At 73.6% G+C, this 24,129-nt stretch carries 24 protein-coding genes and 2 riboswitches; of the genes, 15 read left to right on the plus strand and 9 right to left on the minus strand.

Features of this window, described 5'->3' with window-relative positions; genetic code table 11:
• From cobF to J3A75_RS12310, 5 genes are all read right to left on the minus strand, one after another.
• A complete protein-coding gene (cobF, locus tag J3A75_RS12290) occupies positions 1-789 on the minus strand; it encodes a precorrin-6A synthase (deacetylating) (RefSeq protein WP_043374616.1) in 789 nt (262 codons plus the stop codon).
• 42 nt (positions 790-831) lie between these two features.
• On the minus strand, positions 832-1,770 hold the full coding sequence (locus tag J3A75_RS12295; RefSeq protein ID WP_070999194.1) for an ornithine cyclodeaminase family protein: 939 nt from the start codon (positions 1,768-1,770) through the stop codon (positions 832-834).
• A gap of 143 nt (positions 1,771-1,913) precedes the next feature.
• The gene (locus tag J3A75_RS12300; RefSeq protein WP_209650254.1) at positions 1,914-3,035 is read right to left on the minus strand and encodes a DSD1 family PLP-dependent enzyme; all 1,122 of its coding nucleotides are present in this window, start codon (positions 3,033-3,035) and stop codon (positions 1,914-1,916) included.
• Positions 3,036-3,079: 44 nt separating this feature from the next.
• Complete coding sequence (locus J3A75_RS12305) at positions 3,080-4,219, minus strand: pyridoxal-phosphate dependent enzyme (protein ID WP_024830479.1); 1,140 nt, start codon at positions 4,217-4,219, stop codon at positions 3,080-3,082.
• Positions 4,220-4,375: 156 nt separating this feature from the next.
• The gene (locus J3A75_RS12310; RefSeq protein WP_012318525.1) at positions 4,376-5,638 is read right to left on the minus strand and encodes a D-amino acid dehydrogenase; all 1,263 of its coding nucleotides are present in this window, start codon (positions 5,636-5,638) and stop codon (positions 4,376-4,378) included.
• Between the two features lie 65 nt (positions 5,639-5,703).
• Positions 5,704-5,814, minus strand: a riboswitch (glycine riboswitch).
• A 3-nt stretch (positions 5,815-5,817) separates the two neighbouring features.
• A riboswitch (glycine riboswitch) is annotated at positions 5,818-5,920 on the minus strand.
• A 206-nt stretch (positions 5,921-6,126) separates the two neighbouring features.
• Here J3A75_RS12310 and J3A75_RS12315 point away from each other — a divergent pair.
• From J3A75_RS12315 to J3A75_RS12325, 3 genes are all read left to right on the plus strand, one after another.
• Complete coding sequence (locus J3A75_RS12315) at positions 6,127-6,462, plus strand: ethyl tert-butyl ether degradation protein (RefSeq protein ID WP_012318526.1); 336 nt, start codon at positions 6,127-6,129, stop codon at positions 6,460-6,462.
• Between the two features lie 190 nt (positions 6,463-6,652).
• The gene (locus J3A75_RS12320) at positions 6,653-6,922 is read left to right on the plus strand and encodes a hypothetical protein (RefSeq protein WP_209650255.1); all 270 of its coding nucleotides are present in this window, start codon (positions 6,653-6,655) and stop codon (positions 6,920-6,922) included.
• Between the two features lie 96 nt (positions 6,923-7,018).
• Positions 7,019-7,624 (plus strand): glutathione S-transferase, encoded by a 606-nt coding sequence (locus J3A75_RS12325; RefSeq protein WP_012318528.1) that lies wholly within the window; start codon positions 7,019-7,021, stop codon positions 7,622-7,624.
• Between the two features lie 23 nt (positions 7,625-7,647).
• On the opposite strand, the gene J3A75_RS12330 is transcribed toward J3A75_RS12325, so the two are convergent.
• On the minus strand, positions 7,648-8,121 hold the full coding sequence (locus tag J3A75_RS12330) for a DoxX family membrane protein (protein ID WP_012318529.1): 474 nt from the start codon (positions 8,119-8,121) through the stop codon (positions 7,648-7,650).
• A 481-nt stretch (positions 8,122-8,602) separates the two neighbouring features.
• On the opposite strand from J3A75_RS12330, the gene J3A75_RS12335 reads away from it, so the two are divergent.
• Positions 8,603-9,400, plus strand: a complete 798-nt coding sequence (locus J3A75_RS12335; protein ID WP_012318530.1) for a glycosyltransferase family 2 protein — start codon at positions 8,603-8,605, stop codon at positions 9,398-9,400.
• Positions 9,401-9,463: 63 nt separating this feature from the next.
• Here the strand turns inward: J3A75_RS12335 and argE are convergent, their stop codons facing one another.
• Positions 9,464-10,696, minus strand: coding sequence for an acetylornithine deacetylase (argE, locus tag J3A75_RS12340; RefSeq protein WP_029361272.1), 1,233 nt, complete (start codon positions 10,694-10,696; stop codon positions 9,464-9,466).
• A 232-nt stretch (positions 10,697-10,928) separates the two neighbouring features.
• Between argE and J3A75_RS12345 the strand changes: the two genes are divergently transcribed.
• From J3A75_RS12345 to J3A75_RS12380, 8 genes are all read left to right on the plus strand, one after another.
• On the plus strand, positions 10,929-11,249 hold the full coding sequence (locus tag J3A75_RS12345) for a hypothetical protein (protein ID WP_012318532.1): 321 nt from the start codon (positions 10,929-10,931) through the stop codon (positions 11,247-11,249).
• A gap of 67 nt (positions 11,250-11,316) precedes the next feature.
• Positions 11,317-12,183: an alpha/beta hydrolase gene (locus J3A75_RS12350; protein ID WP_076729827.1), complete on the plus strand. Its 867-nt coding sequence runs from the start codon at positions 11,317-11,319 to the stop codon at positions 12,181-12,183.
• A 309-nt stretch (positions 12,184-12,492) separates the two neighbouring features.
• Positions 12,493-14,346 carry a sensor histidine kinase gene (locus J3A75_RS12355; protein ID WP_409518661.1) on the plus strand — a complete coding sequence of 618 codons (1,854 nt, stop codon included), beginning with the start codon at positions 12,493-12,495 and terminating at the stop codon, positions 14,344-14,346.
• Positions 14,347-14,649: 303 nt separating this feature from the next.
• On the plus strand, positions 14,650-14,991 hold the full coding sequence (locus J3A75_RS12360; RefSeq protein ID WP_012318535.1) for a hypothetical protein: 342 nt from the start codon (positions 14,650-14,652) through the stop codon (positions 14,989-14,991).
• Between the two features lie 194 nt (positions 14,992-15,185).
• A complete protein-coding gene (locus J3A75_RS12365; protein ID WP_012318536.1) occupies positions 15,186-15,863 on the plus strand; it encodes a carbonic anhydrase in 678 nt (225 codons plus the stop codon).
• Positions 15,864-15,865: 2 nt separating this feature from the next.
• Positions 15,866-17,446 (plus strand): SulP family inorganic anion transporter, encoded by a 1,581-nt coding sequence (locus J3A75_RS12370; protein ID WP_245364328.1) that lies wholly within the window; start codon positions 15,866-15,868, stop codon positions 17,444-17,446.
• Between the two features lie 352 nt (positions 17,447-17,798).
• The gene (locus J3A75_RS12375) at positions 17,799-18,173 is read left to right on the plus strand and encodes a hypothetical protein (protein WP_012318538.1); all 375 of its coding nucleotides are present in this window, start codon (positions 17,799-17,801) and stop codon (positions 18,171-18,173) included.
• Positions 18,174-18,230: 57 nt separating this feature from the next.
• A complete protein-coding gene (locus J3A75_RS12380; RefSeq protein WP_012318539.1) occupies positions 18,231-18,449 on the plus strand; it encodes a hypothetical protein in 219 nt (72 codons plus the stop codon).
• Here the strand turns inward: J3A75_RS12380 and J3A75_RS12385 are convergent.
• Together J3A75_RS12385 and J3A75_RS12390 are read right to left on the minus strand one after the other, a co-directional pair.
• Positions 18,436-19,086: a hypothetical protein gene (locus tag J3A75_RS12385; RefSeq protein WP_012318540.1), complete on the minus strand. Its 651-nt coding sequence runs from the start codon at positions 19,084-19,086 to the stop codon at positions 18,436-18,438. The two genes, J3A75_RS12380 and J3A75_RS12385, sit on opposite strands and share 14 nt — an antisense overlap.
• A gap of 117 nt (positions 19,087-19,203) precedes the next feature.
• A complete protein-coding gene (locus tag J3A75_RS12390) occupies positions 19,204-20,298 on the minus strand; it encodes a replication protein RepA (protein ID WP_063110519.1) in 1,095 nt (364 codons plus the stop codon).
• Positions 20,299-21,196: 898 nt separating this feature from the next.
• Between J3A75_RS12390 and J3A75_RS12395 the strand changes: the two genes are divergently transcribed.
• From J3A75_RS12395 to J3A75_RS12405, 3 genes are all read left to right on the plus strand, one after another.
• A complete protein-coding gene (locus J3A75_RS12395; RefSeq protein WP_012318542.1) occupies positions 21,197-22,042 on the plus strand; it encodes a TrmH family RNA methyltransferase in 846 nt (281 codons plus the stop codon).
• 159 nt (positions 22,043-22,201) lie between these two features.
• Positions 22,202-22,456 (plus strand): hypothetical protein, encoded by a 255-nt coding sequence (locus tag J3A75_RS12400; RefSeq protein ID WP_024830472.1) that lies wholly within the window; start codon positions 22,202-22,204, stop codon positions 22,454-22,456.
• Between the two features lie 161 nt (positions 22,457-22,617).
• Positions 22,618-24,087, plus strand: coding sequence for an MFS transporter (locus J3A75_RS12405; RefSeq protein WP_041372557.1), 1,470 nt, complete (start codon positions 22,618-22,620; stop codon positions 24,085-24,087).
• Positions 24,088-24,129 lie beyond the last annotated feature (42 nt).

Genomic DNA, 24,129 nt, shown 5'->3' on the forward strand with positions numbered 1-24,129 from the left:
CTAGCCGGCCGCGCCGGCCCTGTCCGTGGCGGCGCGGTCACGGCGCAGCAGGTAGATGTCCATGATCCAGCCGTGCCGGGCCCGGGCCTCGGCGCGGACCCGGCGGATCTCGGCGCCCGCGTCGCCCAGCCGGCCGGAGATCAGGATCTCGTCCGGGCTGCCGAGATAGGCGCCCCAGTGGATCGTCAGGTCCGGGTCGAGATGCGCGAAGGACGGGTCGCCGTCGAGCATCACCACGACGCTCTCCGCCTCCGCCGGCCACCCCGCGGCGAGGCGGCGGCCGGTGGTGATCAGCACCGACCCGCCGATGCCGTTCAGCGGCACGCCGTGGCGGGCGGCCAGGACCTGCACGCTGGACAGACCGGGCACGACGCGGCGCCGGAACGGCACGCGTCCGCGGGCCAGGATGTGGTCGAGGATGCGCAGGACGCTGTCGTAGAGGGCCGGGTCCCCCCAGGCCAGGATCGCCCCCACCTCCCCGGCCCCGAGATGGGCCGCGAAGGCCGCCTCCAGCCGCTCGGCCCGGGCCGCGTGCCAAGCCTCGACGGTGCGCCCGTAATCGGCCGGGTGGCGCTCCCGGGGCGGGTCCTCGACGGTGACGACCCGGTGGGGTTTTCGGATATGGGCCGCGCAGATCCGGCGGCGGATCTCGACGAGGTCGGCGGTCTCGGCGCGCTTGTCGAGGACGAACACCGCGTCGACGTCGGCGAGCGCCCGCACAGCCTGGAGGGTCAGGTGCTCGGGATCGCCCGTGCCGATGCCGATGACCCGGATCTGCCTGTCCTGCATGCCGTCCTCCGCCGGGGCGGGGAGGGCCGGCGCCGGCCTCCCCTACAAGCGCGCGTCGGCTTTGGCGAGGATCGCCCGGGCGATGGTCAGGTCCTGCAGGGCGATGCCGGAGGAATCGAACACGGTGATCTGGTCCCGGTCCGTCCGGCCCCCCTCCCCGCGCCGCAGCACGTCGCCGAGCGCCGTGAGGCCGCCTTGAGCCTGCGCGGAGGCGTGCTGGAACTCGCCGATGGTGCGCGACTGCTCCGGCAGGTCGCAGAACAGGGCCGCCCGCTCCAGCAGGGCGGGGGGCAGCTCCTGCTTGCCCTTCGCGTCCGCCCCCATGGCGGCGACATGCGTGCCGGGGCGGACCCAGCCGGCCTCGAACAGCGGCGCCCGGGCGGGCGTCGCCGTGACGATCACGTCGGCGGCCGCGCAGGCCTCCTGGGCAGAGGCCGCCCGCACGTCGAGCCCGGAGGCCCCCTGCCCCGCCAGGCGCTCACTGAGCCCCGCGACCTTGGCGGCGTCCCGGGCGACCACCAGCACCGTCCGGATCGGGAGGATCCGGGCGAGCGCCGCGCACTCGAACTCGGCCTGGTTGCCGGCCCCGAACACCGCCAGCACCACCGAATCCGGCCGGGCCAGCACGCTCGCCGCCACGGCATCGGCAGCGGCGGTCCGGTAGGCGTTGACGCGGCCCGCCTCGATCACCGTGTCGACCCGGCCGACAGCCTGGTCGAACAGCAGGATCACCGAATTGTGCCGCGGCAGGCCCCGGTCCGGGTTGCCGGGCCAGAACGAGCCGACCTTCAGGCCGGCATAATCGACCGTCGAGCCCGACTTGATCGAGAACCGGTTGGCCGGCTCCGAGCCGTGGCCGAGCACCGCCGGGAACAGGGTGGTACCCGGCGCCACCGCGGCGATCAGCGCCTCGCGGGCGGCGTCGAACGCCATGGCGTGATCGACCAACGAGGCCGATTCCTCCTCCGAGATGAAGCGCATGGGTTCACGGACCTCCAGAATCATGGTTTCGAAAGGTCCGAGACCTTTCGCGGGTGCAGGGCAGAGCCCTGCCCTCGGGCGGAGCCCGATGTCGGGGCGCCGCCCCGACACCCCGCCGAGGGGCCTCGGCCCTTCGGAATCCCCTACAGGGTCATGCCGCGTGCGGTGACCGGCCAGATCGCCTCGACGCGGCCGTTCCGCACGCCGACATACCAGTCGTAGACGTTGACCGTCGGGTCGCAATGGCCGGGGATCAGCTTCAGGCGCTCGTTGAGCGTCAGCACGTTGCCGGGATCGCTGATCACCCCGTGCTCGTCCGAGCACTTGATGTACTCCACGTCGTCCCGGCCGAACACCACCGGCAGGCCGCTGTCGATGCTCTGCGCCTTCAGGCCGGCATCGCAGATGGCGACGTCCGCCTTCGCCTTGCTCATGATCGCCGTGTAGATGAACAGGCTGTTCTCGAACTCCGCGATCGGCTGGCCCTCGGCGTCCTTCACCCGCTGGTAGTCCGCGTCCATGAAGACGTAGGAGCCGCATTGCAGCTCGTTGTAGACGCCGCTGCCGCCCTCCATGGCGAAGCTGCCGGTGCCGGCCCCCGCCACGATGGCGCAGTCGAGGCCCACTCCATTCAGCAGGTCGACGGTGCGCTTCGTCTCATCGATCGCCGTCTGGATCAGGGCCTTGCGCTCGCCGTAGTCGCGCACGTGCTGCGCCTTGCCCTGGTAGGCCTGCAGGCCCGCGAAGCTCAGGCCCGGCGCCGCCGCGATCTTCTGCGCGATCGCCACGGCGGGCTCGCCCGGCGCGACGCCGCAGCGGCCGGCGCCGACGTCGATCTCCACGAGGCATTCGAGGGTGACGCCGTACTTGACCGCCGCCGCCGAGAGGTCGTCGACATTGCCGAGGTCGTCGACGCAGACCAGCACCCGCGCCCGGGTGGCGAGCGCGGCGAGGCGCTCGATCTTCTTCGGCGCGACCACTTGGTTGGAGACCAGCACGTCGCGGATGCCGGCGCTCACCAGCGCCTCGGCCTCGCTGACCTTCTGGCAGCAGACGCCGCAGGCCCCGCCCCGCTCGATCTGCAGGACCGTGATGTCGGACGACTTGTGGGTCTTGGCGTGCGCCCGGTGGCGCAGGCCGTGCGCCTTCATGAAGCGGCCGAGCTTGTCGACGTTGCGCTCGAGGGCGTCGAGGTCGACCAGCAGGCAGGGGGTGTCCACCTCCTCGACCGGCATCCCGACGGTGGCGGGGATGTTGTTGCGCATGGTGTGTCCTCCTGATCGCGTGCGGATCTCGTGGCGGGGCCCGGTTACGGGGCGAGGCCCAGAAGCTCGGCGATGCGCGGCGTCGCCTTGATGCCGGTGCCGGTGAGCACCACCACGGTGGTGTCCTCGGGCCGGATCGCGCCGCGCGCGGTGAGATCGGTGAGCGCCGCCGCCGCCATGGCGCAGGTCGGCTCGACGTAGAGGCCCGAGCGGGCGAGCTCCATCAGGGCCGCCTCGATGGCTTCCTCGGAGACCGCCACGGTGCCGCCGCCGGAGCGGCGGAGCGCCGCCAGCACCGCCCGGCCGCGGACCGGCTGGGCGATCGAGGCGCCCTCGGCCAGCGTCGGGCGCGGGGTGACCGGCACGAAATCCGCCGCGCCGGCCTCGAAGCCCGCGTGCAGGGGCGCGCAGTGGGCCGGCTGGACCGCGTGGAGCCGCGGCAGACGGGCGATCGCGCCCCGGCGCAGCAGCTCCGAGAAGCCGATGTCGCAGCCGAGGATGTTGCTGCCCGCGCCGCAGGGGATGATGACATGGTCGGGCGCGGCGAAACCCAGATCCTCCCACAGCTCGTAGGCCAGCGTCTTGGTGCCCTGGAGGAAGTGGGCCTGCCAGTTGTGGCTGGCGTAGAAGATCGAGTCCGCCTGGGCGACGGCCGCGTCGGCGGTGTCCTGGCGGGTGCCGGGGATCAGCTCGACCTCCGCGCCGACGGCGCGCATCTGCACGGTCTTGGCCGGCGAGGTCGAGGCCGGGACCAGGATCTTGGCCCGCATCCCGGCCGCCGCCGCGTAGGTCGCCACCGCGGCCCCGCCATTGCCGGAGGAATCCTCCAGCACCGCGTCGATCCCCTGCTGGCGCAGGATCGACAGCATCACGGAGGCGCCCCGGTCCTTGAAGCTGCCCGAGGGCGCGAACCATTCGAGCTTGAAATGCGCGTGGCCGCCCCGCCAGGGCCGGCGCACCAGCGGCGTGCAGCCCTCCCCGAGCGTGACCGGGTCGGCCACCGCCACCGGCAAGGCGGCGGCGTAGCGCCAGAGGGAGCGCTGGCCCGTGTCGATCTCGCCGCGCCCGATCCCCGGCAGGTCGGTGATCATCAGCGGACCGCCCGTCTCCGAGCGCCAGCGCGGCGTCTCGATCGGGTAGGTCGCCCCGGTGGCGGGGTCGAGATAGGCGGCGGACGGAGGCATCGCGGCTCGGTTTCCGGGGTGGTTCGGAAAAGAGAATACAAAATAATCTGCGACGACGCGCCCCCCAGTTCGGGGATGGGACAGCGCGCCGTGCTGCGCGTCGGGGCTCCGCCCCGACAACCCGCCGAAGGGCCTCGGGCCCCCTAAAAACCCGGGTCAGGCCGCGAGCGGCAGAACCGTCGGCTCCGGGGCGTGCTCGGCGGCGATCGCCCCGGCGACGAGCTCGGCGGTGGCGCCCGAGAGGGTCCAGCCGAGATGGCCGTGCCCGGTGTTGTAGAACACGCCCGGCCGGCGGCCCCGGCCGACCTTGGGCAGCATGTTCGGCAGCATCGGCCGCAGGCCGCTCCAGGCCACCACCCGGTCGGTGTCGACCAGGGGGAACTGCTCCCGGGTCCAGTCGACCAGGGGCTGGATCCGGTCGTGGCGGATGTCGCGGTTGAAGCCGTTGAACTCCGCCGTGCCGGCGACCCGCAGGCGCTCGTCGCCGAGCCGGCTCGTGACGATCTTGGCCGCCTCGTCGAGGATGCTCACCTCGGGCGCCGCCTTCTGGGCCTCCGGCGTCAGCAGGTTCACGGTGATCGAGTAGCCCTTCACCGGGTAGACGTTGACCCGGTCGCCGAGCATCGCCGCGAAGTGCCGGCTGGCGCAGCCCGCGCAGATCACCACCGCGTCGGCCCGCAGGACCCGCGCGTCGCCGGCCGGCTGGCCCGCGTCACGCCAGCGAACCGCGTAGCCCCCCTCCCCCGGCGCGATCGTCTCGACGCTGGCGTCCTGGACGAAGCGGACGCCCCTGCGCGCGCAGGCGGCCGCGAGGCCGCGGGTGAATTTGTGAATGTCGCCGGTGGCGTCGGAGGGCGTGAAGAAGCCGCCGTGATAGCGCCCGGCCAGCGTCGGCTCGATGGCGCGGATCTCCTCCGGGGTCACGGCGTAGCGCTCGAGGCCCCCCTCCCGCAGCAGGGCGTTGACGGCGGTGGCCTTCTCGAAGCTCGCCCGGTCCCGGTAGAAGTGCAGGATGCCGCGGGTCTTCAGGTCGAAGTCGATCCCCTCGGCCTCGGCCATGGCGAACAGCGCCTCCCGGGCCTTCAGGGCCAGCCGCACCGTCTCCACGGTGTTCTCCCGGTAATGGGCGATCTCGCGGACGAATTCGGCCATCCAGGACAGCTTGTGCCAGGAGAGCTTGGGATTCATCAGCAGCGGCGCGTCGCGCCGCGTCATCCAGCGCAGGCCCTGCATCACCGTGGAGAGCTTGTTCCAGACCTCGGCGTTGCAGGCCGAGAGCTGGCCGCCATTGGCGAAGGAGGTCTCCATGGCGGCGTAGCGCTGCCGGTCGAGGACGGTGACGCGGTAGCCGCGCTGGGCGAGCGCGTAGGCGGTCGTCACGCCGGTGATGCCGGCGCCGATCACGGCGATGTGGGTCATGGGCTTGGACTCCGGGACTGGACGCGTGGAGGCCGCCCGCGAGCGGTCGGCCGGTTGCGCGCCCCATCTGTCCCGGTGCCTGAGAGCTTGATCCGCGACCGGCCCTGGCGAGGCTTTTCGCGGACGTCCCCTTCGGCGGGTGCCCACGGGCTCGCCCGCTGCACCGCTCTCCAGATCGCCCTGACGACACGGTTCCGGTGCCTGAGAGTTTCCGGGGCGGTTGCTCCGTCGGCGCCGGGTCCCCTCTGCTGGGAAGATCCCGGTCTCTCCCGCATCGTCACGATGGGCCGGTCCCGGATACGCCGATCGGCCGCGGGGGAGAAGCCCGCCCGCCCCGCCGGCGGCCGATTCCGCCGACAGCCGGTGCGCGTTGTCACCGCCGGGTCGCCGCCGGGTCACCCCGGAGGCACCGCGGAGTCACCGCGGGAGCGATCCCGGCCGCCGGCGGTTGATCCGGCGGTTGGACGGGGAATTCCGGAGGACGGCCGATGCTGACCAGGACCGCGATCTACGAGGGCACGGTGCGCGACGGCCGGGAGGAGGAGTTCTTCCGCCGGGTCCGGGACGAGCTCGAGCCGTTCTGGCGGCGGTTCCCGGGCGTCACCGCCGTGCGGGTCCAGCGCCTCGTCTCCAAGGACGACGACGCGCGGCCGATCGCCATGATCCTGGAGATGGACTTCCCCGATCAGGCGGCCCTGGACGCCTGCCTCGCCTCGCCGATCCGACCGGAATCGCACGCCGCCACCGAGGCGGTGATGCAGATGTTCGACGGCCGCTTCTACCATCTGGTCAGCGCCGGCCGGACCTTGTCGCTGGCGGATTAGGATCCGGCCGCGGGACGGCAATCACCGCCTATATTCATCGCCGTATTTACCGCAAATAAACCTAGATCGACAGATACGTATCCTCTAAAGGTGGAATTATTCGCCGACACACCAGTCGAACCAACACTCTTAAGGGTCTCGGTGCAGGGTGTGCACGAGCGACACCCTTCTTGTTCCGGCGGACGGCGCGATGGCGAAGTGGATTCCTGGCGCGGCCGTCTTCGGTCTCCTGTGCCTGATGATCATCCCGGCCCCCGGGATCTGGGGCGTCCTGATCGGGGCCGCCTGCGTGCTCGCCATCGTCGGCAGCCTGTGCATGCTCGCCCTCGATCGGGTGGCGAGCGCCATCCTCGTCTGGCGCGCGCGGATGCGGGCGCGACGCCCGAGCCCGAGCCCGAGCCGGAGCCGGAGCCGGAGCCGGGTGGTCCATGCCGGCGCCCGGATGACCCGGAAGGTCTGAGCCTCCGGCGGGGCGCTGGGGACTGGATTCCCCGCGGCATCGGTGCAAGGTCCCGACGCCGCGATCACGGCGCCTGAGACCAACCGGGACGGTCCGATGAAGCTCCTCTACTCCCCCGCCTCCCCCTATGCCCGCAAGGTGCTGGTCCTCGCCCACGAGACGGGACTGATCGACCGGATCGCCGTCACCGTCGCGGGGGCCTCGCCGACGGGCCCCTCCGCGGAGGTCGCCGCCCACAACCCGCTGGGCAAGATCCCCGCCCTTGTGCTGGAGGACGGTACCGCCCTCTACGACAGCCGGGTGATCTGCGAGTACCTCGACGGCCTCTCGTCCGGGCCGCACCTGTTCCCCGAGGGGGCCGCCCGCTGGGACGCGCTGACCCGGCAGGCGCTCGCCGACGGCCTGCTCGATGCGGCGCTGCTCACCCGCTACGAGCGGGTGCTGCGCCCCGAATCCCAGCGCTGGGACGCCTGGGAGGCCGGTCAGGTCGGCAAGATCCGCGCGGCGCTGGACCGCTTCGAGAGCCTGGTCGGCGGGATGCCGGCGCTGGATATCGGCACGGTCGCGCTGGGCTGCGCGCTCGGCTACCTGGATCTGCGCTTCCCCGATCTCGCGTGGCGGGAGGGCCGCCCGGCGGTCGCCGCCTGGTACGCGGAGTTCGAGCGCCGCCCGTCCATGGAAGCCACCGTGCCGAAGGGCTGAGGGCCCCGCCGCGCCGGGCCTCGCTACGGCCGGGCCCGGTCGGCGATCGCGTAGGGATGGGTCGATCCGAGCGGGTCGGCGAGGAAGTCCTGGACCGTCCCGGCGCCCGTGCCGAAGGTGATGAGCAGGAAGCCGCCCGCCAGCGCGAAGTTCTTCAGGAAGTCCCAGAACAGCTCGCGGCCCTTGCCCCCGGCCCAGAAATCCCCCGGCACCCAGAACTGCTTCCACAGCAGCGCCGTCACCCCGCAATAGCCGGCGAGCACGAAGGCGGCGGCCCGGTCGGCGGTCCCGGTCAGGATGCAGAGCGACATCCCGATCTCGACGCAGAGCCCGATCACGATCAGCGCCACCGCGGGCGCGGTGGCGTGCACGGCCTGCCGCGCCTGCCCGACCGCACCCCTGAAGTTCAGGATCTTGTCGAGGGCGCTGAACGGCAGGAACAGCAGCACGAGGAGCAGGCGGACGCCGAACGCGATCGCGACGCTGAGGCTGGCCATGCGCTGAACGGTCTCCCTCAACCCGGCCCGGTGCGCCGATCCGAGGCACCGGTCCAAGGCGCTGATCCAAGGCGCTGATCCAAGCCGCGAGCGGCCCAAAGGTTTCCTTGGCCACGCGCCGGTGCCGCCCGGCCAGGATGGGCGGCACCGCCCGGAATGGCGCGCTTCCTCGATCGAGGGTGGCATGGCGGCAACAATGGTTCAATCCGCTTCGCGCAGATGGTCGAGTTCCGGATCCTTCTGAAAATTACGACCCATCCTTCAATCGATGATAGATATCGGCCTAGACACCGTATCGGCAATTTCGTGATCATTATTCGAAATCATCTCAGATCATTCGCCCAAATCTTGACAGGCACGCTCACTTCACGGCTCGATTTCTCGACGTTTCCCCCGGTCGACGCGCGGCGATGATTGCCGAGGCGCCGGCCCGGGGGAACCACGCGCCGATCAGTGTCCGTGAGAGTGTCGAATCTTGACCATGCGCATCGCGATCATCACGCCGTCGCGGCTCAAGCCCTCGACCCTGGTCGGAAAGGCCGGTCAGTACTTCCTGGAACACGCGATCGAGAGCGCCAACGCCCAGGAGCTCGACCGGCCGGCGACGATCCACTTCTTCGTCGGGACCGATCCGGAGACCGAGATCCCGGCGCGGCTCGCCGCGCACCCGCAGGTCACCTTCGCGCGCGGCGCGCGCAAGGGGCAGATCCCCGCGCTGAACGCGGCCATCGGCGCCGTCGACGACAGCTGGGACCTCGTCGGCTTCCTCGAGGACGACGATCGTTGGCTGCCGCCCTATCTGGGCGTCGCCGTCCGAGCCCTGGACAGCTTCGATTTCGTCTCCTCGACGCAGCTCGAGGTGGACGAGGCCGGCGAGGTGGTCCGGATCAACGACTTCGCGACGCCGTCGGGCTGGCTGATGCGGCGGGCCACCTTCGCGCAGGTCGGCGCGATCAGCCCGGCCTCGAAGTGGCACTACGACAACGAGTGGCTCGGCCGCCTCGCCGAGACCGGCCTGCGCCGCGCCCACCTCGTCGAGGCGACGGCGCCGGTCACGCTGCAGGACGCGATCCTGGTCCGCCCGTGGCTCGCCAACGTCCTCCAGCTCGGCGGCCCCAGCATATCCCTCGCGCGCCACGGCTTCGTCCTGCCGCTGGTGTGCCGCCTCGTGCATCCGGGCTCCGGGAGCTCGGATGTCGGCCAGGGCGGGACGTCGCGAGCCGAGAGCGAGGCCGAGTACCGGCGGCTGGTCGACCGCTTCGGCCGCATCCCCTGGTGAGATCGCGCCGCGCGGCGGACGCTCGGCGGACCGGCGCCTCTCGCGACCGACGCGGAGGCCGGTTCAGCCGGGGATCACCCCTCGGGACGCTGACGCGGGGCCGGTCACGCAGGCGCCGATCAGCCGCCGCACGAAGCCCGCGCAGGCCTCGAGTTCGTCCCGGGTGACGTACTCGTCCGCCCTGTGGGCGCGCGCGATCGAGCCCGGCCCGATCACCACGGCCGGCACGCCGCCGAGCCGCTCGAACAGCCCGCCCTCCGTGCCGTACGAGACCTTGGCGTGGCCGTTGCGGCCCGCGAGGCGCTTGGCCAGGGTCACGATCTCCGCCTCCGGATCGGTGTCGAGGCCCGGATAGTCGATCAGCGGCTCGACCGCGACGCCGCAGGCCGGATCGCCGGCCCGCATCAGCGGCGCCAGCGTCCCGGTGGCGTAGGCGATCGCGGACGCCGCCAGCGCGGCGGCATCGTCCGCGCCGATCGCCCGGTACTCGAACTCGACGCTGCAGGTGTCGGGCACGATGTTGAGCGCCGATCCGCCCCGGACCACGCTCGACAGGCCGGTGGTGTGGGGCACGTCGTAGAGCGGGTCGCGGGCCCCGTCCCGGGCGATGGCCTCCGCGGACAGGCGGACATGCTCGATGAAGCGGGCGGCGTACTCGACCGCGTTGACCCCCTGGGGCGCCAGGGCCGAGTGGCTGGCCTTGCCGCGGAAGGTGAGGCGGGCGGCCGCCTTGCCCTTGTGGCCGACCACCACGTCCATCCCGGTCGGCTCGCCCACGAAGCAGCCGAGCGGCCGCGGCACGCGCTCGAGCATCCGGGCGATCAGCGGGCGCACGCCGAGGCACCCGATCTCCTCGTCGTACGAGATCGCGAGGTGGATCGGGGTGGCGAGCTCCGCCGCCACCATCTCGGGCAGGAGCGCGAGGCAGACCGCGAGGAACCCCTTCATGTCGGAGGTGCCGCGCCCGTAGAGCCGCCCGCCCTCCTCCCGCAGGACGAACGGGTCCGACGACCAGGGCTGGCCGTCGGTCGGCACCACGTCGCTGTGGCCGGAGAGCACGTAGCCGGGGCGGGTCTCGAACGGTCCGACGCTGACCAGCAGCGCCGCCTTCCGGCCCGACGGATCCGGCACTCGCTCGACCGCGGCGCCGTGGCCGCGGCAATAGGCCTCCGCCCAGTCGATCAGCGGCAGGTTCGAGCGGGCGCTCACCGTATCGAAGGCGACGAGCGCGGCGAGCAGTGCCGCCGGATCGGGCGTGCCGGGGCGCGGCGTGGCGGTCTGTGCGGGCTCTGTCATGGATCCCATGGCGTGGCGAGGTCGTGACCGGATCTTGGCCGGATCTTGGCCGGGTCGCGGCCGGCGTGCCGACCCGCGCGAATCGGTCTCGAGGGCGCGCGGAGTCCTAGAGGGTTTTCGGCGCTTCCGGGATCCCGGGCAATGCCCGGCCGGCGGCGCCCCGGAACCGGGGCGGCGCTCGGGCGTAGCCGCCGGTGAAGCCCGTCAGGTCGCCCGTCCCGGAGCCCCGACCATGCGTCCCGGTCCCGCCCCGATCCTCGCCGCCCTCCTGCCGACGCTCCTGCTGCCGACGCTCCTGCTGCTGGCCGCCCCGGCCGAGGCCCGCCGGCAGGCCGCTCCCCCGGCCGGGCGACCGCATCACCGCGCGGCCTCCGACACGGACCTGACCCTCGCCCGCATGGCGGCGCGCGACCGGCCCCTCTGGCGGGTCTGGCAGCGGCCCCGGCCCCTCGCCCGGATGCTCCCCCCGTCGGCGCGCGAGCGGGTCGCGGCGCCGCCGCTCACGGGCTGGGGCTACGGCGGCACCGTCCCGGATGCCGCGCCCGGTTTCTGAACCGCCTCGACCCGAACCCGGCCGGCTGCCATGGTGCGGGCGAAAGCAGCGGCCCGAGACGGACACGATGGTGCTGGAGTTCCGCCTGGACGACCCGACCCCCGCGGATCCGCGCCGCCGCTGGGACACCCTGGCGCAGGAGGCGCGGGACGCCTGCTACGACAACACCCGCGCGGTGGCCGACAGCGCCGCCCAGGTCGCCGCCCGGGACGCGGCCTCGGCCGCCTACCGGGCCGCGCATCCGGCCGGCCTCGACGTGCCCTACGGCCCCGGCGCCCGCAACGCCCTCGACCTCTACCCGGCGCGGGACGCGGCGGCGCCCTGCCTGGTCTTCGTCCACGGCGGCTACTGGCAGCGGGGCGCCCGGGAGCTGTTCGCCTGCTTCGCGCAGGGCCCGAACGCCGCCGGCTGGTCGGTGGCGATGGTGGGCTACACCCTGGCGCCGGAGGCGAGCCTCGCCCGGATCGTGGCGGAGATCGGCGCGGCCCTCGACTGGCTGGCCGCCCACGGGGCCGCGCGCGGGATCCGCGGTCCCCTGGTGCTGTCGGGCTGGTCGGCGGGCGGGCTGCTCACCGCGATGCAGCTCGGCCATCCGGCGGTGGCGGCGGGCCTGGCGATCTCCGGCGTCTACGACCTCGCGCCGATCCGACAGACCGCCCTGGACGCCAAGCTGGGCCTCACCGACGGCGAGGTCGAGACCTTGTCGCCCCTGCGCCTCCCGGCGGTGGCGAAGCCGCTCTGCATCGCCTACGGCTCCCGCGAATTGCCGGCGCTGATCCACGACGCCCGCAACCTGCACGCCCTGCGGGCGGCGGCCCATGCCCCGGGATCCCTGCTCCCGGTCCCGGGGGCCGATCACTTCTCGGTGCTCGACGCCCTGCGCCGGCCCGGCGGGATCCTGGTCCGGGCGGCCCACGCCCTGCTCGAGGGCTGAGGCCCCGGCCGGGCTCCCGCACCGGACCCGCGACGACGCGGGGGACGACCGCGTGCAGATTTGCAACTCCCGATAGAAATTCCGCATCGACGAGGCCGGTTTCCGTCTTGCTGAGGCTTGCCGCCCGTGCTGAGACGGGCTCGCGGGCACGATCTCCCCCTACCGGGAGCCGGCCGATCCCAGGGAGATCGGATGCAAGCGGTCGCGCGATCGGAACCCCCTGCGGCGGCGCCCTGCGCCGGCCCCGCGGCGCGCGCCAGCCACCGCGGCGGACGGCGCGGCGGATGGCGCGCGCCGCGGCTGCGCGTCGTGCTGGCCCTGGGTTTCGGCACGCTCGGCTTCCTGACGACCCTGGCGCTCGCCGCCCTGGCGAGCCGGGAGGCGACCCGCCGGCTCGAGGCGGAGGTCGGCGGGCAGCTCGTCGAGATCGCCGGGCAGATGGCCCGGGGCCTCGATATCGGGATGTTCGAGCGCTGGCGCGACATCCAGATCGCCGCCGCCTCGGACAGTCTGCGCGATCCCGGAGCCGGAACGGCCGCCAAGCGCGCCGTGATGGAGCGGCTCCAGGCGACCTACCCGGCCTACTCGATCATCGGGCTGATCGACTCCGACGGGCGCGTCTCCGTCACCAGCACCGGCGCCCTGGAGGGCGCGGACGTCTCCGGTCGCGACTACTTCCGCGGCGGCCGCGCGGGCCCCTACGTGGGCGACGTGCACCCGGCCAAGCTCCTCGAGGCGCTGATGCCCCCGGACGAGGCCGCCGCGCGCGCGGCGGCGCGCGAGCCCCTGCGGCTCCTCGACGTCGCGGCCCCGGTCCGGGCGCCGGACGGCCGCGTCCTCGGGGTGCTGGCCGCGCATCTCGACTGGGCCTGGGCGCGCGACATGGCCCGCGTCCTCGAAGGCGCCCTCCGGGGCCACCGCCAGGGTGCCGAGATCCTGATCCTGTCCCGCGACGGCACCGTGCTCCTCGGTCCGCCCGCCCTGCAGGGCGCCCCCCTGCCCCGGTCGGTCCTGGCGGGCGGACGGCCCCTCGATCCGGAGGGCACGAGCCGGGTCGGCCCCTGGCCGGACGGCACCGCGTATCTCAGCGCCCGCGCGTCCACGGCCGGCCACCGCGACTATCCGGGCCTCGGCTGGCAGGTGGTGGTCCGGCAGGTGGCCGACCGGGCCCTGACCTCGGTGGCGGCCCTGCGCGGGAGCATCCTGGCGGCGGGCAGCGCGGTGGCCCTCGCGGCGGCGCTGCTCGCGTGGCTGCTGGCCGGCCTGATCGCCCGCCCCCTGCTGGATCTGGCGGCCGCTGCCGAGACCCTGGGCCGCGACCAGCCCCTGCCGCCGCTGCCCCGCTCCTTCGTGCGCGAGGGCGCGACGATCGCCGCCGCCCTGGCGGCGGCGGCGGACGAACGGGCCCGGCGCGCGGAGACCCACCGGCTGCTGATCGACGAACTCAATCACCGGGTGAAGAATACCCTCGCCACCGTGCAGGCGATGGCGGCGCAGAGCCTGAAGAATCTCGGCGCCGGCGCGGCGGCAGGGCGCGACGCCTTCGAGGCGCGGCTCCTCGCCCTGTCGCGCGCCCACGATATCCTGACCCGCGAGAGCTGGGCGAGCGCGGATCTGCGCGGCATCGCCGCCCAGGCGGTGCGGCCCTTCCTGGGTCCGGAACCCGCGGGCGGCGATCCGTCGAACCGGGATTCTTCCGGTCGGGAGACTTCGGACCGGGAGACTTCGGACCGGGAGACTTCGGACCGGGACGCTCTGGGCGCGAACACCCCGCGCATCACCCTGGACGGCCCCGACCTGCGGCTGCCGCCCGAGGGAGCGCTCGCGCTCACGATGATCCTGCACGAATTGTGCACCAACGCGGTCAAGCACGGCGCCCTGTCGGTTCCGGCCGGGCGAGCCGCGCTGGCCTGGACGGTGGAGGCCGGTCCGGACACCGAGACCCTGCGGCTGACCTGGCGCGAGCGCGGCGGCCCGCCGGTCGTCTCCCCCTCGCGGAAGGGGTTCGGCACCCGCCTGCTCGAGCGGGGCTTCGCCGGGGGCAGGACCGCCAGCCTCACCTACGAGGCCGGCGGCCTCGTCTACGTGGCGGCCAATCCTCTGCCCGCCGCCGGCCGCGCGCCCGCACGGTCCGCGCCGCGTCCGAACGCCGGGCGGGCCTGATCCCGCCCCGACCCGGGCGACCGTCGTCCCCGCCTCGACCCGACATCGCGCGCCCCTCTGCGGCGGGGCGGCCGCGCAGCCCTGCGCGCCGGCGAGGCCGGATTCCCCTTTAATCCCGGCCATGATTTCACGGCGCAACGAAGACGTGTGCGGGCGCACACGATAGTACATATGCCGAGGATTAAAGTGTTAATCGATATAATGTGCCGATGCGCACACGCTATTCCGGAAATTTAGACTAGGTTCGACTTAGCGGCAGGGATGCAGTGTCCCGCGCCACAGGTTGAACAGCGAGGAAACGCCATGACCCAGTCCCGACATCTCCCGGCTCGCGGCCGCACGGCCGGTTCCGCCTTCGGCCTCGCCCTGGGCCTCCTGACCGGAATCCTCGGCGCGCCCCTGGCGGCGCAGGCGGGCGAAGGCGGCGGTGGGAGCCGCCAGGCCGCCGGCGGCGGCCACATGAGCTCCTACATCAGCGACCCCCACCACGACCCGCGCTCGCTGCACTCGCAGCGTTCCGGGTCCGGGCAGCTCCTCGGGGCGCCGATGGTTCACGACAGGGCCGGGGCCAGCGTGGCGCGTGGCCAGGTCGTCGACCCGCACTGGGCCTCCGGAACCGCGGAGCGCCGCCGGGTCCGTCGCTGAGACTTCGCACGCCGAGACTTCGGACGCGACACCCCGACACCGAGACTCACCGCCCGGCCCCTCCGGCCGGGCGGTCCCGACCCGACCGAACACCGCTCCGCGCTCCCGCGCAGCGCCGCCGTCCGGCAGGCGCGCTCCGGCGCATCGCCCTTCCCCGTTCCGCCTTCCGGCTCTCCCAGCTTCAGGGACCCTTCATGAACAACATCATCCAGGGCATCGCCAGCTTCCAGGGCAGCGTCTTTCCCGGCCAGCGGCAGATGTACCAGCAGCTGGTGCGCGACGGGCAGCACCCGAGCGCGCTGATCATCGCCTGCGCGGATTCCCGGGTCTCGCCCGAGCACATCACCCAGGCGGGGCCCGGGGACCTGTTCGTCTGCCGCAACGCCGGCAACATCGTGCCCCCGGCCTCCGACGTGGTCGGCGGCGTCTCCTCGGCGATCGAGTACGCCGTGGTGGCCCTCGGCGTGCGCGACATCGTGGTCTGCGGCCACTCGGATTGCGGCGCCATGAAGGGGCTGATGAACCGGGACCTGCTCAAGCGGATGCCCAGCGTCGCCGCCTGGCTGCGCCACGCCGAGGCCGCCGAGCGGATCGTCTGCGAGGCCTATCCCGAGGGGATGGACGCGCAGGCCCGCCACCACGCCCTGGCCCTGGAGAACGTGGTGGTCCAGCTCGCCAACCTGCGCACCCATCCGAGCGTCGCCGCCGCCCTGGCCAAGGGTTCCCTGCGGCTGCACGGCTGGTTCTTCGAGATCGAGACCGGGGCCCTCCTGGCCTATGACGGCGCGAGCGGGCGCTTCCGGCCGATCGCCGGGGCCGACATGCCCGTGGCGCAGGATTCCTCCGCCAGCAGCCGCCTGCAGGCGGCCTGATCATGCGCCCCCCCGGCCGCCTGACCACGACCCTGCAGAGCGCCCTCGCCCCGGGCGGCGCCGTCCGGGCGAGCCTCGCCCGGGACCTGCCCGCCTCCGTGGTGGTCTTCCTGGTGGCGCTGCCCCTGTGCATGGGCATCGCCATCGCGTCCGGCGTGCCGCCGGAGCGCGGCCTCATCACCGGCATCGTCGGCGGCATCGTGGTCGGCCTCCTCGCCGGCTCGCCGCTCCAGGTCAGCGGGCCAGCCGCCGGGCTCGCCGTGATCGTCTACGGGTTCGTGCAGGCGCACGGTCTCGACGCCCTGGGCCCCGTCCTGGTGGTGGCGGGCCTCATCCAGCTCGCCGCCGGCGCCCTGCGGGTCGGCGGCTGGTTCCGGGCGATCTCGCCGGCCGTGGTGCACGGCATGCTGGCCGGCATCGGGATCCTGATCGTGCTGGCCCAGATCCACGTCCTGACCGACGCCCTCCCCCGGGCGAGCGGCCTCGACAATCTCGTGGCGATCCCGGCCGCGTTCTTCAACTTCGTCACCGGCACGGGCGACCGCACCGGGGCCGTGATCGTCGGCGGGATCACCATCGCGGCGATGATCGCCTGGGAGCGGCTGCGCCCGGCGCGGCTCCGGCTCCTGCCCGGGGCGCTCGTCGGCGTGCTGGCGGGCAGCCTCGTGGCGGGGCTCGGGGATTTCGCCGTCAAGCGCGTGGCGGTGCCGGAGGCGCTGTTCTCCGGCCTCGCCCTGCCGGCCGCCGAGTCCTGGGCGCGCCTCGCCGAGGCCGAGATCCTGATCATGGCCCTGGTGATCGCGGTGATCGCCAGCGCCGAGAGCCTGCTCTCGGCGGCCGCCGTCGACCGGATGCACGACGGCCCCCGCACCCAGTTCAACCGGGAACTCGGCTCGCAGGGCATCGGCAACCTGATCTGCGGGCTCGTCGGCGCGCTGCCGATGACCGGGGTGATCGTGCGCTCCTCGGCCAACGTCCAGGCGGGCGCCGTGAGCCGCGCCGCCACGGTGATGCACGGGACCTGGATCCTGGCCTTCCTGCTCGCGCTGCCCTGGCTGCTGGCCCTGGTGCCGACCGCGAGCCTCGCCGGCATCCTGGTGGTCACCGGCTGGCGTCTGGCGAGCCCGGCCCACGCCCTGCACCTGCAGGCCCGCTACGGCTGGCTGACCGCGGCGATCTGGCTCGCCACGATGGCCACCGTGGTGGCGGTGGACCTGCTCACCGGGGTGCTGACCGGCCTCGCCCTGAGCCTGCTCCAGGCCCTGCCGAGCCTGCGCAAGGGACGGCTCCGGATCGAGCACGCGGCGGCCCCCGAAGTGCCGGGCGTGCCGGAGCTGCGCCTGTCGGGGGCGGCCACCTTCCTGCAGCTGCCGAGCCTCACGGCGGCCCTGGAGCGCACCCCGGCGGGCGGCGAGGTCCGCCTCGCCACCGACAACCTCGCGGCCATCGACCACACCTGCCTGGAGATGATCGGCGACTGGGCGAGCCGGCGCAGCGCCGGCGGCAGCCGGATCGCGGTGGTCGGCGGCTCGGGCGTCCCGCACGACCGGCTCGCCGCCGCGGTGGCGGCCCCGGCCCACTGAAGGGCCCCGCGCCCTCTGCCGGCGGCCGGCCCGGTCCGGCGGCGGGCGCCCGCAGCGCGGGCCGGGCGCCGAAGCCGCGGCCCGAGAAACAACGGCGCGGAGCCGTTCCCGTCGCTGGGGCGATCGGGAGCGGCTCCGCGCCGCGTCCGGCCACCGGCCCCGCTCTCCGGGCGGCGGCAGCCCGCCGCGCGGGCCGTCAAGGCTGTCCGGGTCCGGGGACCCGGCGATCTTCAAAACCGGTTAATCCTGAATCTTCGCGCCCCTTTAACGAGCGGAAGGCCAGACTCAGCCCCACGGCAGGCCCGCGCCGCGGGACCGGCCGGCGGAATGGTTCTCGTCAGGAGCTTCGTCGATGATCAGGTTCCTCGCGGCCCCGGCCGCCTGCCTGGTCCTGTGCGGCGCCGCGGCAGCGCAGGACATGCCCGGCCTCGCGACCCTGAGCCCGCCCGACCCGGTGCAGCCGGTGGCCGCGAGCCCCGCGCTCCCGGCGCCGGACAGGGCGGTCGCGCCGGGGTCGCGACCGGAGGCCGGCCCCGATCAGGCCGCGCTCCGGCCCGAGCCCGGCCGGGCGCCCCTCGGCAGCCTCACCCTCCGCGGCACCGCGGCCGACCCCGCGCAGACGACCGCCAGCCTGAGGGCCCCGGCGACCGGCTCCGGCGCGTCCAAGCCCTGGTGCGCGCAGGAGCGCCGGGTCGGCACCGGTCAGGGCTTCTGCCTGGTCAACTGAAGCGGCCCGACCGGCGCTGCCGGCGCCCGGCGGCCGGGCCAGGAGGCCGCGTAGACCGTGACCTCGTCGAAGGTCCCAACCCTCCGGCGCGTGGTCGCGGGAGGCGACGAGGAGCACCGGCACGGCCGCGCCGACCGCCGCGACGGCGAGCAGCCGCGTGATCAGATCCGCGTGGGCGCGGGCGGCCTGGGTCAGCGCGCGGCCGAGCGGATCGCCGGGCCCGACGCGCGCCCAAGTGGGGAGACGGTGGCGGGGTCCGGCGTCACGTCTTCGTGACTGGCACCCCTCGGGCTGGGTCCGGCTCCGAAGATGCCAGGGCGTAGGTGGCCTCGGCGACCCGGTTCAGGGGGCCGCCCGGCCCCGACCGCTTCCACAGGCGCGTGTTGAGGGCCGCCACCGGATCCCGGCCGGGCAGGGTGAAGCCCTGCCGGGCGAGCACCTCCAGGATCTCGGCCGCGTGCAGCGGCCGGCCCGCCCGCGCGATCGCCGCGCAGGCCGCCTGCACCACGGCCCGGCCGTAGCGGCGGGCGCCGGCGGCGTCCTCCGTGAAGGCGATCACCGGCGGGATCGGCCCGGCGGCGCCGGCGGGATCGGGCGCCCCCGCGGACCGCGCCGCCGGATCGACCCGCACGCCCCGCCGTCCGCGGGCCGCGGGCTCCCCGTCGGCAGGCGCCCCGGGCCGGCCCTCCGGCACGTCCCGACCCCGCGGCGGCCCGTCGGCCGGGTCTCGGCGCAGCCCCGCCGGCGGATCGGGCTTCAGGGTCGGGTCCGGCCGCGCGTCCGCTCCGCCGGCCGCCAGTCGGCGACCGAGCTCCTGGTAGAGGACGAGATCGGCGATCTCCCGATCGAGCGCCTCGCGCTGGCGGCGCAGCGCGGCGAGCCGCGCCGCGATCTCGGAGTCCGACAGGCCCACGTCATGTTCCTTCCAAGCGGACGGAACATATACTCATTCCGATCGGCAGAGGGAATACGACCGACTCTCCATCCTGGCCCGTTTCATTCCGTGAGGGAATGAACCTCGCGCTCTGATCTATTCCTTCGCGCGCTTCCGTATTCCCTTGCTCGCCGGGCGGGGCGGCACGAGCAGCGTGCTGGGATCGGCCGGGTGCAGGGTCAGGCCGCCGTCGTCGAGCACCAGCGGCAGCCGCGGAAACACCTCGCGCAGGTGCGCGAGATCGGCCTTGAACGCCTGGCGGAAGCTGCGGATCGAGGCGTTCTCGGCCCCGAACTGCGCGTGGAGGTTCGCCCAGGTCAGGCGGAGCGGCCGCTGCAGGGACCGCAGGCGGTAGCCGGTCCAGAACAGCAGGTCGAGCTTGCGCGCCGAGCCCGAGAAGGCCCGGGCCGCCCGCACGTCCACCGGCAGGGCGTGCCGGATCAGGGTCTCGTAGAATTCGGGATCGAAGCGCACCGTGCGGCCGGCCTCGTCGTCCCCCTCCCCGGCGCGGGGGCGCCACAGCTCCAGGCTGCGGAACGGCGGGACGTTGAGGGTGGTGGCGCTGTCGCGCCCGTCCCAGAGGCCGATCTGCATGGAGCAGGCGGCCAGCCGGTTCAGCTGTTCCTTGAACTGGCGGATGGTGCCGCGCTCGCCCCCCGTGACCGCGAAGCCCATCTCGCGCATGAAGCCAGACAGGGTCTCGGCCACCTTCACGGTGGGGCTGCGCTGGCGCACGGCCTCGGTGCAGAGGTGGAGCAGGACCAGCCGGGCCTTCGGGCCGTAGGGCAGCCCCTGGGGCTCGAAGGCGCCGGTCTCCGGGTCCTTGATCCGGCCGGCGATCAGGTTGAGCGAGTTGCGGCCGTAGCTGCGGGAGAATTCCCGCACCGGCCCGGGATCGCGGTAGGGCAGGCCGCACAGAGCCAGGACCGAGTGGATGTGCTGGAGGCTCGACGGGAGGGCCGGCTCGTTCTCGATCACGAGGCGCACCGCGTCGCGGCGGCGCTGGTCGCGCGACAGCCCGGCCCGGCGGCTCTCCTCCTCCCCCAGGAGGGCGGCCCGGGCATCGCGCTCGCGCTGACGGTGCAGCACGTGCTCGACGATCTGCGCGAACAGGAAGCCGCCGCGCGCCGCCTCGATCTCGGCCCGCAGGTCCGGGTCATGGATCCCGGCGATCTTCTCCTCGATGCTCATCGCCCCTCGGCCCGCGCTGCACGGGCCGTCCATCCGGCGGGCGGACGGACGGCCCGATCCTGCCATGCCACGATTCGCCCGCCGCGGCCCCCGTCCGGTCGGCCTTGTCCCGGCAATCCACGCTTCCCCGGTGCGGGATCACGCCCGCGAGCGGGCCGACGCCGGTCGCTTCACGGCCGGCGCCCGCCCCGGCGCGCAGAGTTCGATACGGGTCTTGTCGCCCGCCGATCCGACGCCGAGCCGACGCCGCGTCCGGCGCAGAGTCCGATACGCGCGGGTGCCCGGTGACCGTCCCCGTTATCCACCGATCCGGGGGCGAATCCGCGCCGAATCGGATACGCGGCCGCGCAGATTCCGATACGGCGGGGCGCGGCCCGGGCGCAGAATCGGATACGCCGCCGCGCAGAGTTCAATGCATCCCCGCGCAGAGTCGGATGCGCGAACGCGCGCCAAACCACTGGCACACATGCGGAATTCGCCACCCCATATAACCTGCTGAACTGACTCTCTGAAAGATTCATCCAGATAATCTTCCTACTGCGGACCAGCCCGTTCGTTCTGACGAACGACCGTGTCGCGCCGCACATGCACAGGGTTCAAAGGGAATATGAGCAGGTTTTCCACATTCCCACGGGGAACGACCGTCGCGGCTTGACGGAACGGCGAAGGAGTTCCGTGCCGTGCCGCCGCGCCCCGCCGACGACCGGGTGGCCTCCGGCATCGCACCGGGGTTCGGCCAGGGTCACGGTGTGATGGCGGCTTGACGCGGACGATGCGGCCCGGTTTCTCGGCTCCTTCCGAGAGGGCCCTCAGAGAAGAGCGCGCCGATGCCCCCCTTGCCCGAATTCGCCCGGCCCAGCCTCGCCCTGCCCTGGGCCCCTTCGCCGATCGCAGCCCGATGACGGATCGCCGCGACGACGGCCGCCCGCCCGGCGGACGCCCCAGCCGGCCACGCCCGCCCTGGCCCCGGCGCCCGGCCCCCCGGCCCGGAAGCCGCCCAGCCGCGGCGGCCCGCCCGCGGGAGGAGGGCGGCGACGGGCCGACCGTGCTCTACGGCTGGCATCCCGTGGTGCAGGCCCTGGGCAACGCCCAGCGCGGCCTGCACCGGCTGCTCGCCACCGAGAACGCGGCCGCGCGCCTGGAGGCCGAGTTCGGCGGCGCCGTGCGGATCACCCCGGAACTGGTCCGGCCGAGCGACATCGGCCGCCTGCTCGGCCCGGACGCCGTCCACCAGGGGCTGTACCTGGAGGCCGAGCCCCTACCCGCCCCCGGCCTCGACGATCTGCCCGCCGACGCGCTGCTGCTGGCGCTCGACCAGATCACCGACCCGCACAATGTCGGGGCGATCGTGCGCACCGCCGCGGCCTTCGGCGTGGCCGGGATCGTCACCACGGCGCGCCACGCGCCGGGCGCCACCGGGGTCCTGGCGAAATCCGCTTCCGGCGGCCTGGAACACGTGCCCTTCGTGACTGTCCGGAACCTCGCCGAGGCCCTGATCGAACTGGGCGAACGCGGCTTCACCCGGGTCGGCCTCGATTCGGACGCGCCCGAGAGCCTCGACGCGCTGACGGTCGCGCGGCCCCTGGTGATCGTGCTGGGCGCCGAGGGCAAGGGCCTGCGCGAGCGGACCCGGGGCTGCTGCGACGTCCTGGCCCGGATCCCCTTCTCGGGCGCGATCCGCAGCCTCAACGTCTCGAACGCCGCCGCCATCACCCTCTACGCCCTCGGCCGGAAGAGGGACTGACGGGACCGTGACGCGGCCGGACCAGTCCCCGAGCGGGGCCGCCGCGATACGTTCGGAAACACGGAACCGGGCCCGGAAGCCCCTGTTCCGCCTAGGCAATCTTCGCAACTTCCCGTAGAATACGCGGCGAGGGGGGCGTCGGCTCGAGGGCTGCGCCGGATGTTGGACGATGCGTTTACCTACGGCGGTTGGGCCCTCGGCCTGGTCGCCGTCGGTGTGTGGATTTGGCTCGCGCGGCGCGCCTTCCCGAGCTTCGAATCCTTCGTGACGGGCTTCGACGACGAGCTCCGGCTCGGCGCCAGCCCGGAGGAGCGCGCGCGCAGCGCGCGCTGGCACCAGGTCCGTCAGGCCGCCATGGCCCTGACGGCCGTCGCGGCCCTGTGCCTGTCGATCGGCTTCGCGATTCCCGACTGAACCGGAAACCCCGGGGGCGGCCCCGGCCGACCGGGATCCGGCCCGGGTCCCGCTCCGAAGCGCACGGGCGCGCACCGTCCCTGTTCCGAGACCCCGGCGTGATGTACCGGATCCGCGGAACCGCCCCGGTACGGTCCGGGACGCGGAGGGAGCAGCCGACCGTGCCGCCAGCCGCCGAACGCCCGGTCGCCCCGTCATCCGGGGCCGCGCGGCCGCACGCCTCCGACATCGCGGCGCGCCTGGAGCGGCTGCCCATGTCGGGCTACCAGCGCCGGATCTTCGCGGTCATCGCCTCGGCGTGGCTCGTCGACCAGATCGACGTGGCGCTCCTGACCTTCCTGCTCGGCGCGATCGTGGCGGCCTTCGGCCTGACGCCCACCGAGGCCGGCCAGCTCGCCGCCATGACCTTCGCGGGCCAGCTCGTGGGCAACGTCCTCGCGGGCACCGCCTCCGACCGGTTCGGCCGCAAGGCGGTGTTCCAGGTGACCATGGTGGTCTGGGGGCTGGCGAGCCTCGCGGCGGCGGCCGCCTGGAGCCTGCCCGTGCTGATGGCCTGCCGGTTCCTGATCGGGGTCGGCGTCGGCGGCGAGGCGCCGGTGGCGCAGGCGATGGTCTCGGAGATCGTACCGGCCCGGGTGCGCGGCAAGTACATCGCGATCCTGGAGGGGTTCTGGGCGGTCGGCTACGTCCTCTCGGGGGCGATCAGCTTCTTCGTCCTGCCCCATCTCGGTTGGCGCTGGGCCTTCGTGGTGGTCGGCCTGCTGTCGCTCGTGGTGCTGGCGGTGCGCCGCACGATGCCGGAATCGCCCCGCTGGCTCGCCGAGGCGGGCCGCGAAGCGGAGGCGGAATCCGCGATGGCCGCGATGGAGCGGGCCGTCGAGCGCGCCACCGGCTGCCCCCTCCCCCCGGTCGCGCCGGCCCTGGCCGCGGCGACGGCGGCCGTGCCCGGCCCGCGGCAAGATCCGCATCAGGGTCCGCATCAGGGTCCGCACCGCGGCGCCGTCGCGACTCTGTTCGCGCCCGAATACCGCCTGCGCACCGTGATGGCGTTCGGGCTGTGGTTCTTCGCGCTGATCGGCTTCTTCGGCCTCAATTCCTGGATCGCCGTGCTGCTCAAGGAGCGCGGCTTCTCGATCGTCGGCTCGGTGGGCTTCGTCACCCTGATCACCCTCGGCGGCATCCCGGGCTTCGCCGCGGCGGCCGTGCTGCTCGAGCGGGTCGGCCGCAAGCCCACCACCGCCCTGTTCCTGATCTGCGCGGCGGCGGCGGCCTACCTGTACGGCAATGCCGGCGCCGGGACGGTGCTGACCGTCTCGGGCGTCGCCGTGACCTGGCTGTTCGTCGCCGGCTTCATCATGCAGTTCTTCATGTTCGGCATGTGGAGCTGCCTCTACGCCTACACGCCGGAACTCTACCCGACCCGGGCCCGGGCCACGGGCGCCGGCTTCGCCTCGGCCTTCGGGCGGATCGGCGCCATCCTGGGGCCGATGATCGTGCCGGTGCTGGTGCGCGACCACGGCCCGGCCACCGCGTTCCAGGTCGGCGCCGGCGGCTTCCTGATCGCCGCCCTGCTGGTCCTGACCCTCGGCGTCGAGACCCGCGGCAAGGTGCTGGAGGCCGTCTCGCGCTGAGACGAGGACCGACCGGACACACAGCTCGATCCGCACAGGAGA

The sequence above is a fragment of the Methylobacterium sp. PvP105 genome, assembly GCF_017876975.1.
Taxonomy (GTDB): Bacteria; Pseudomonadota; Alphaproteobacteria; order Rhizobiales; family Beijerinckiaceae; genus Methylobacterium; species Methylobacterium radiotolerans.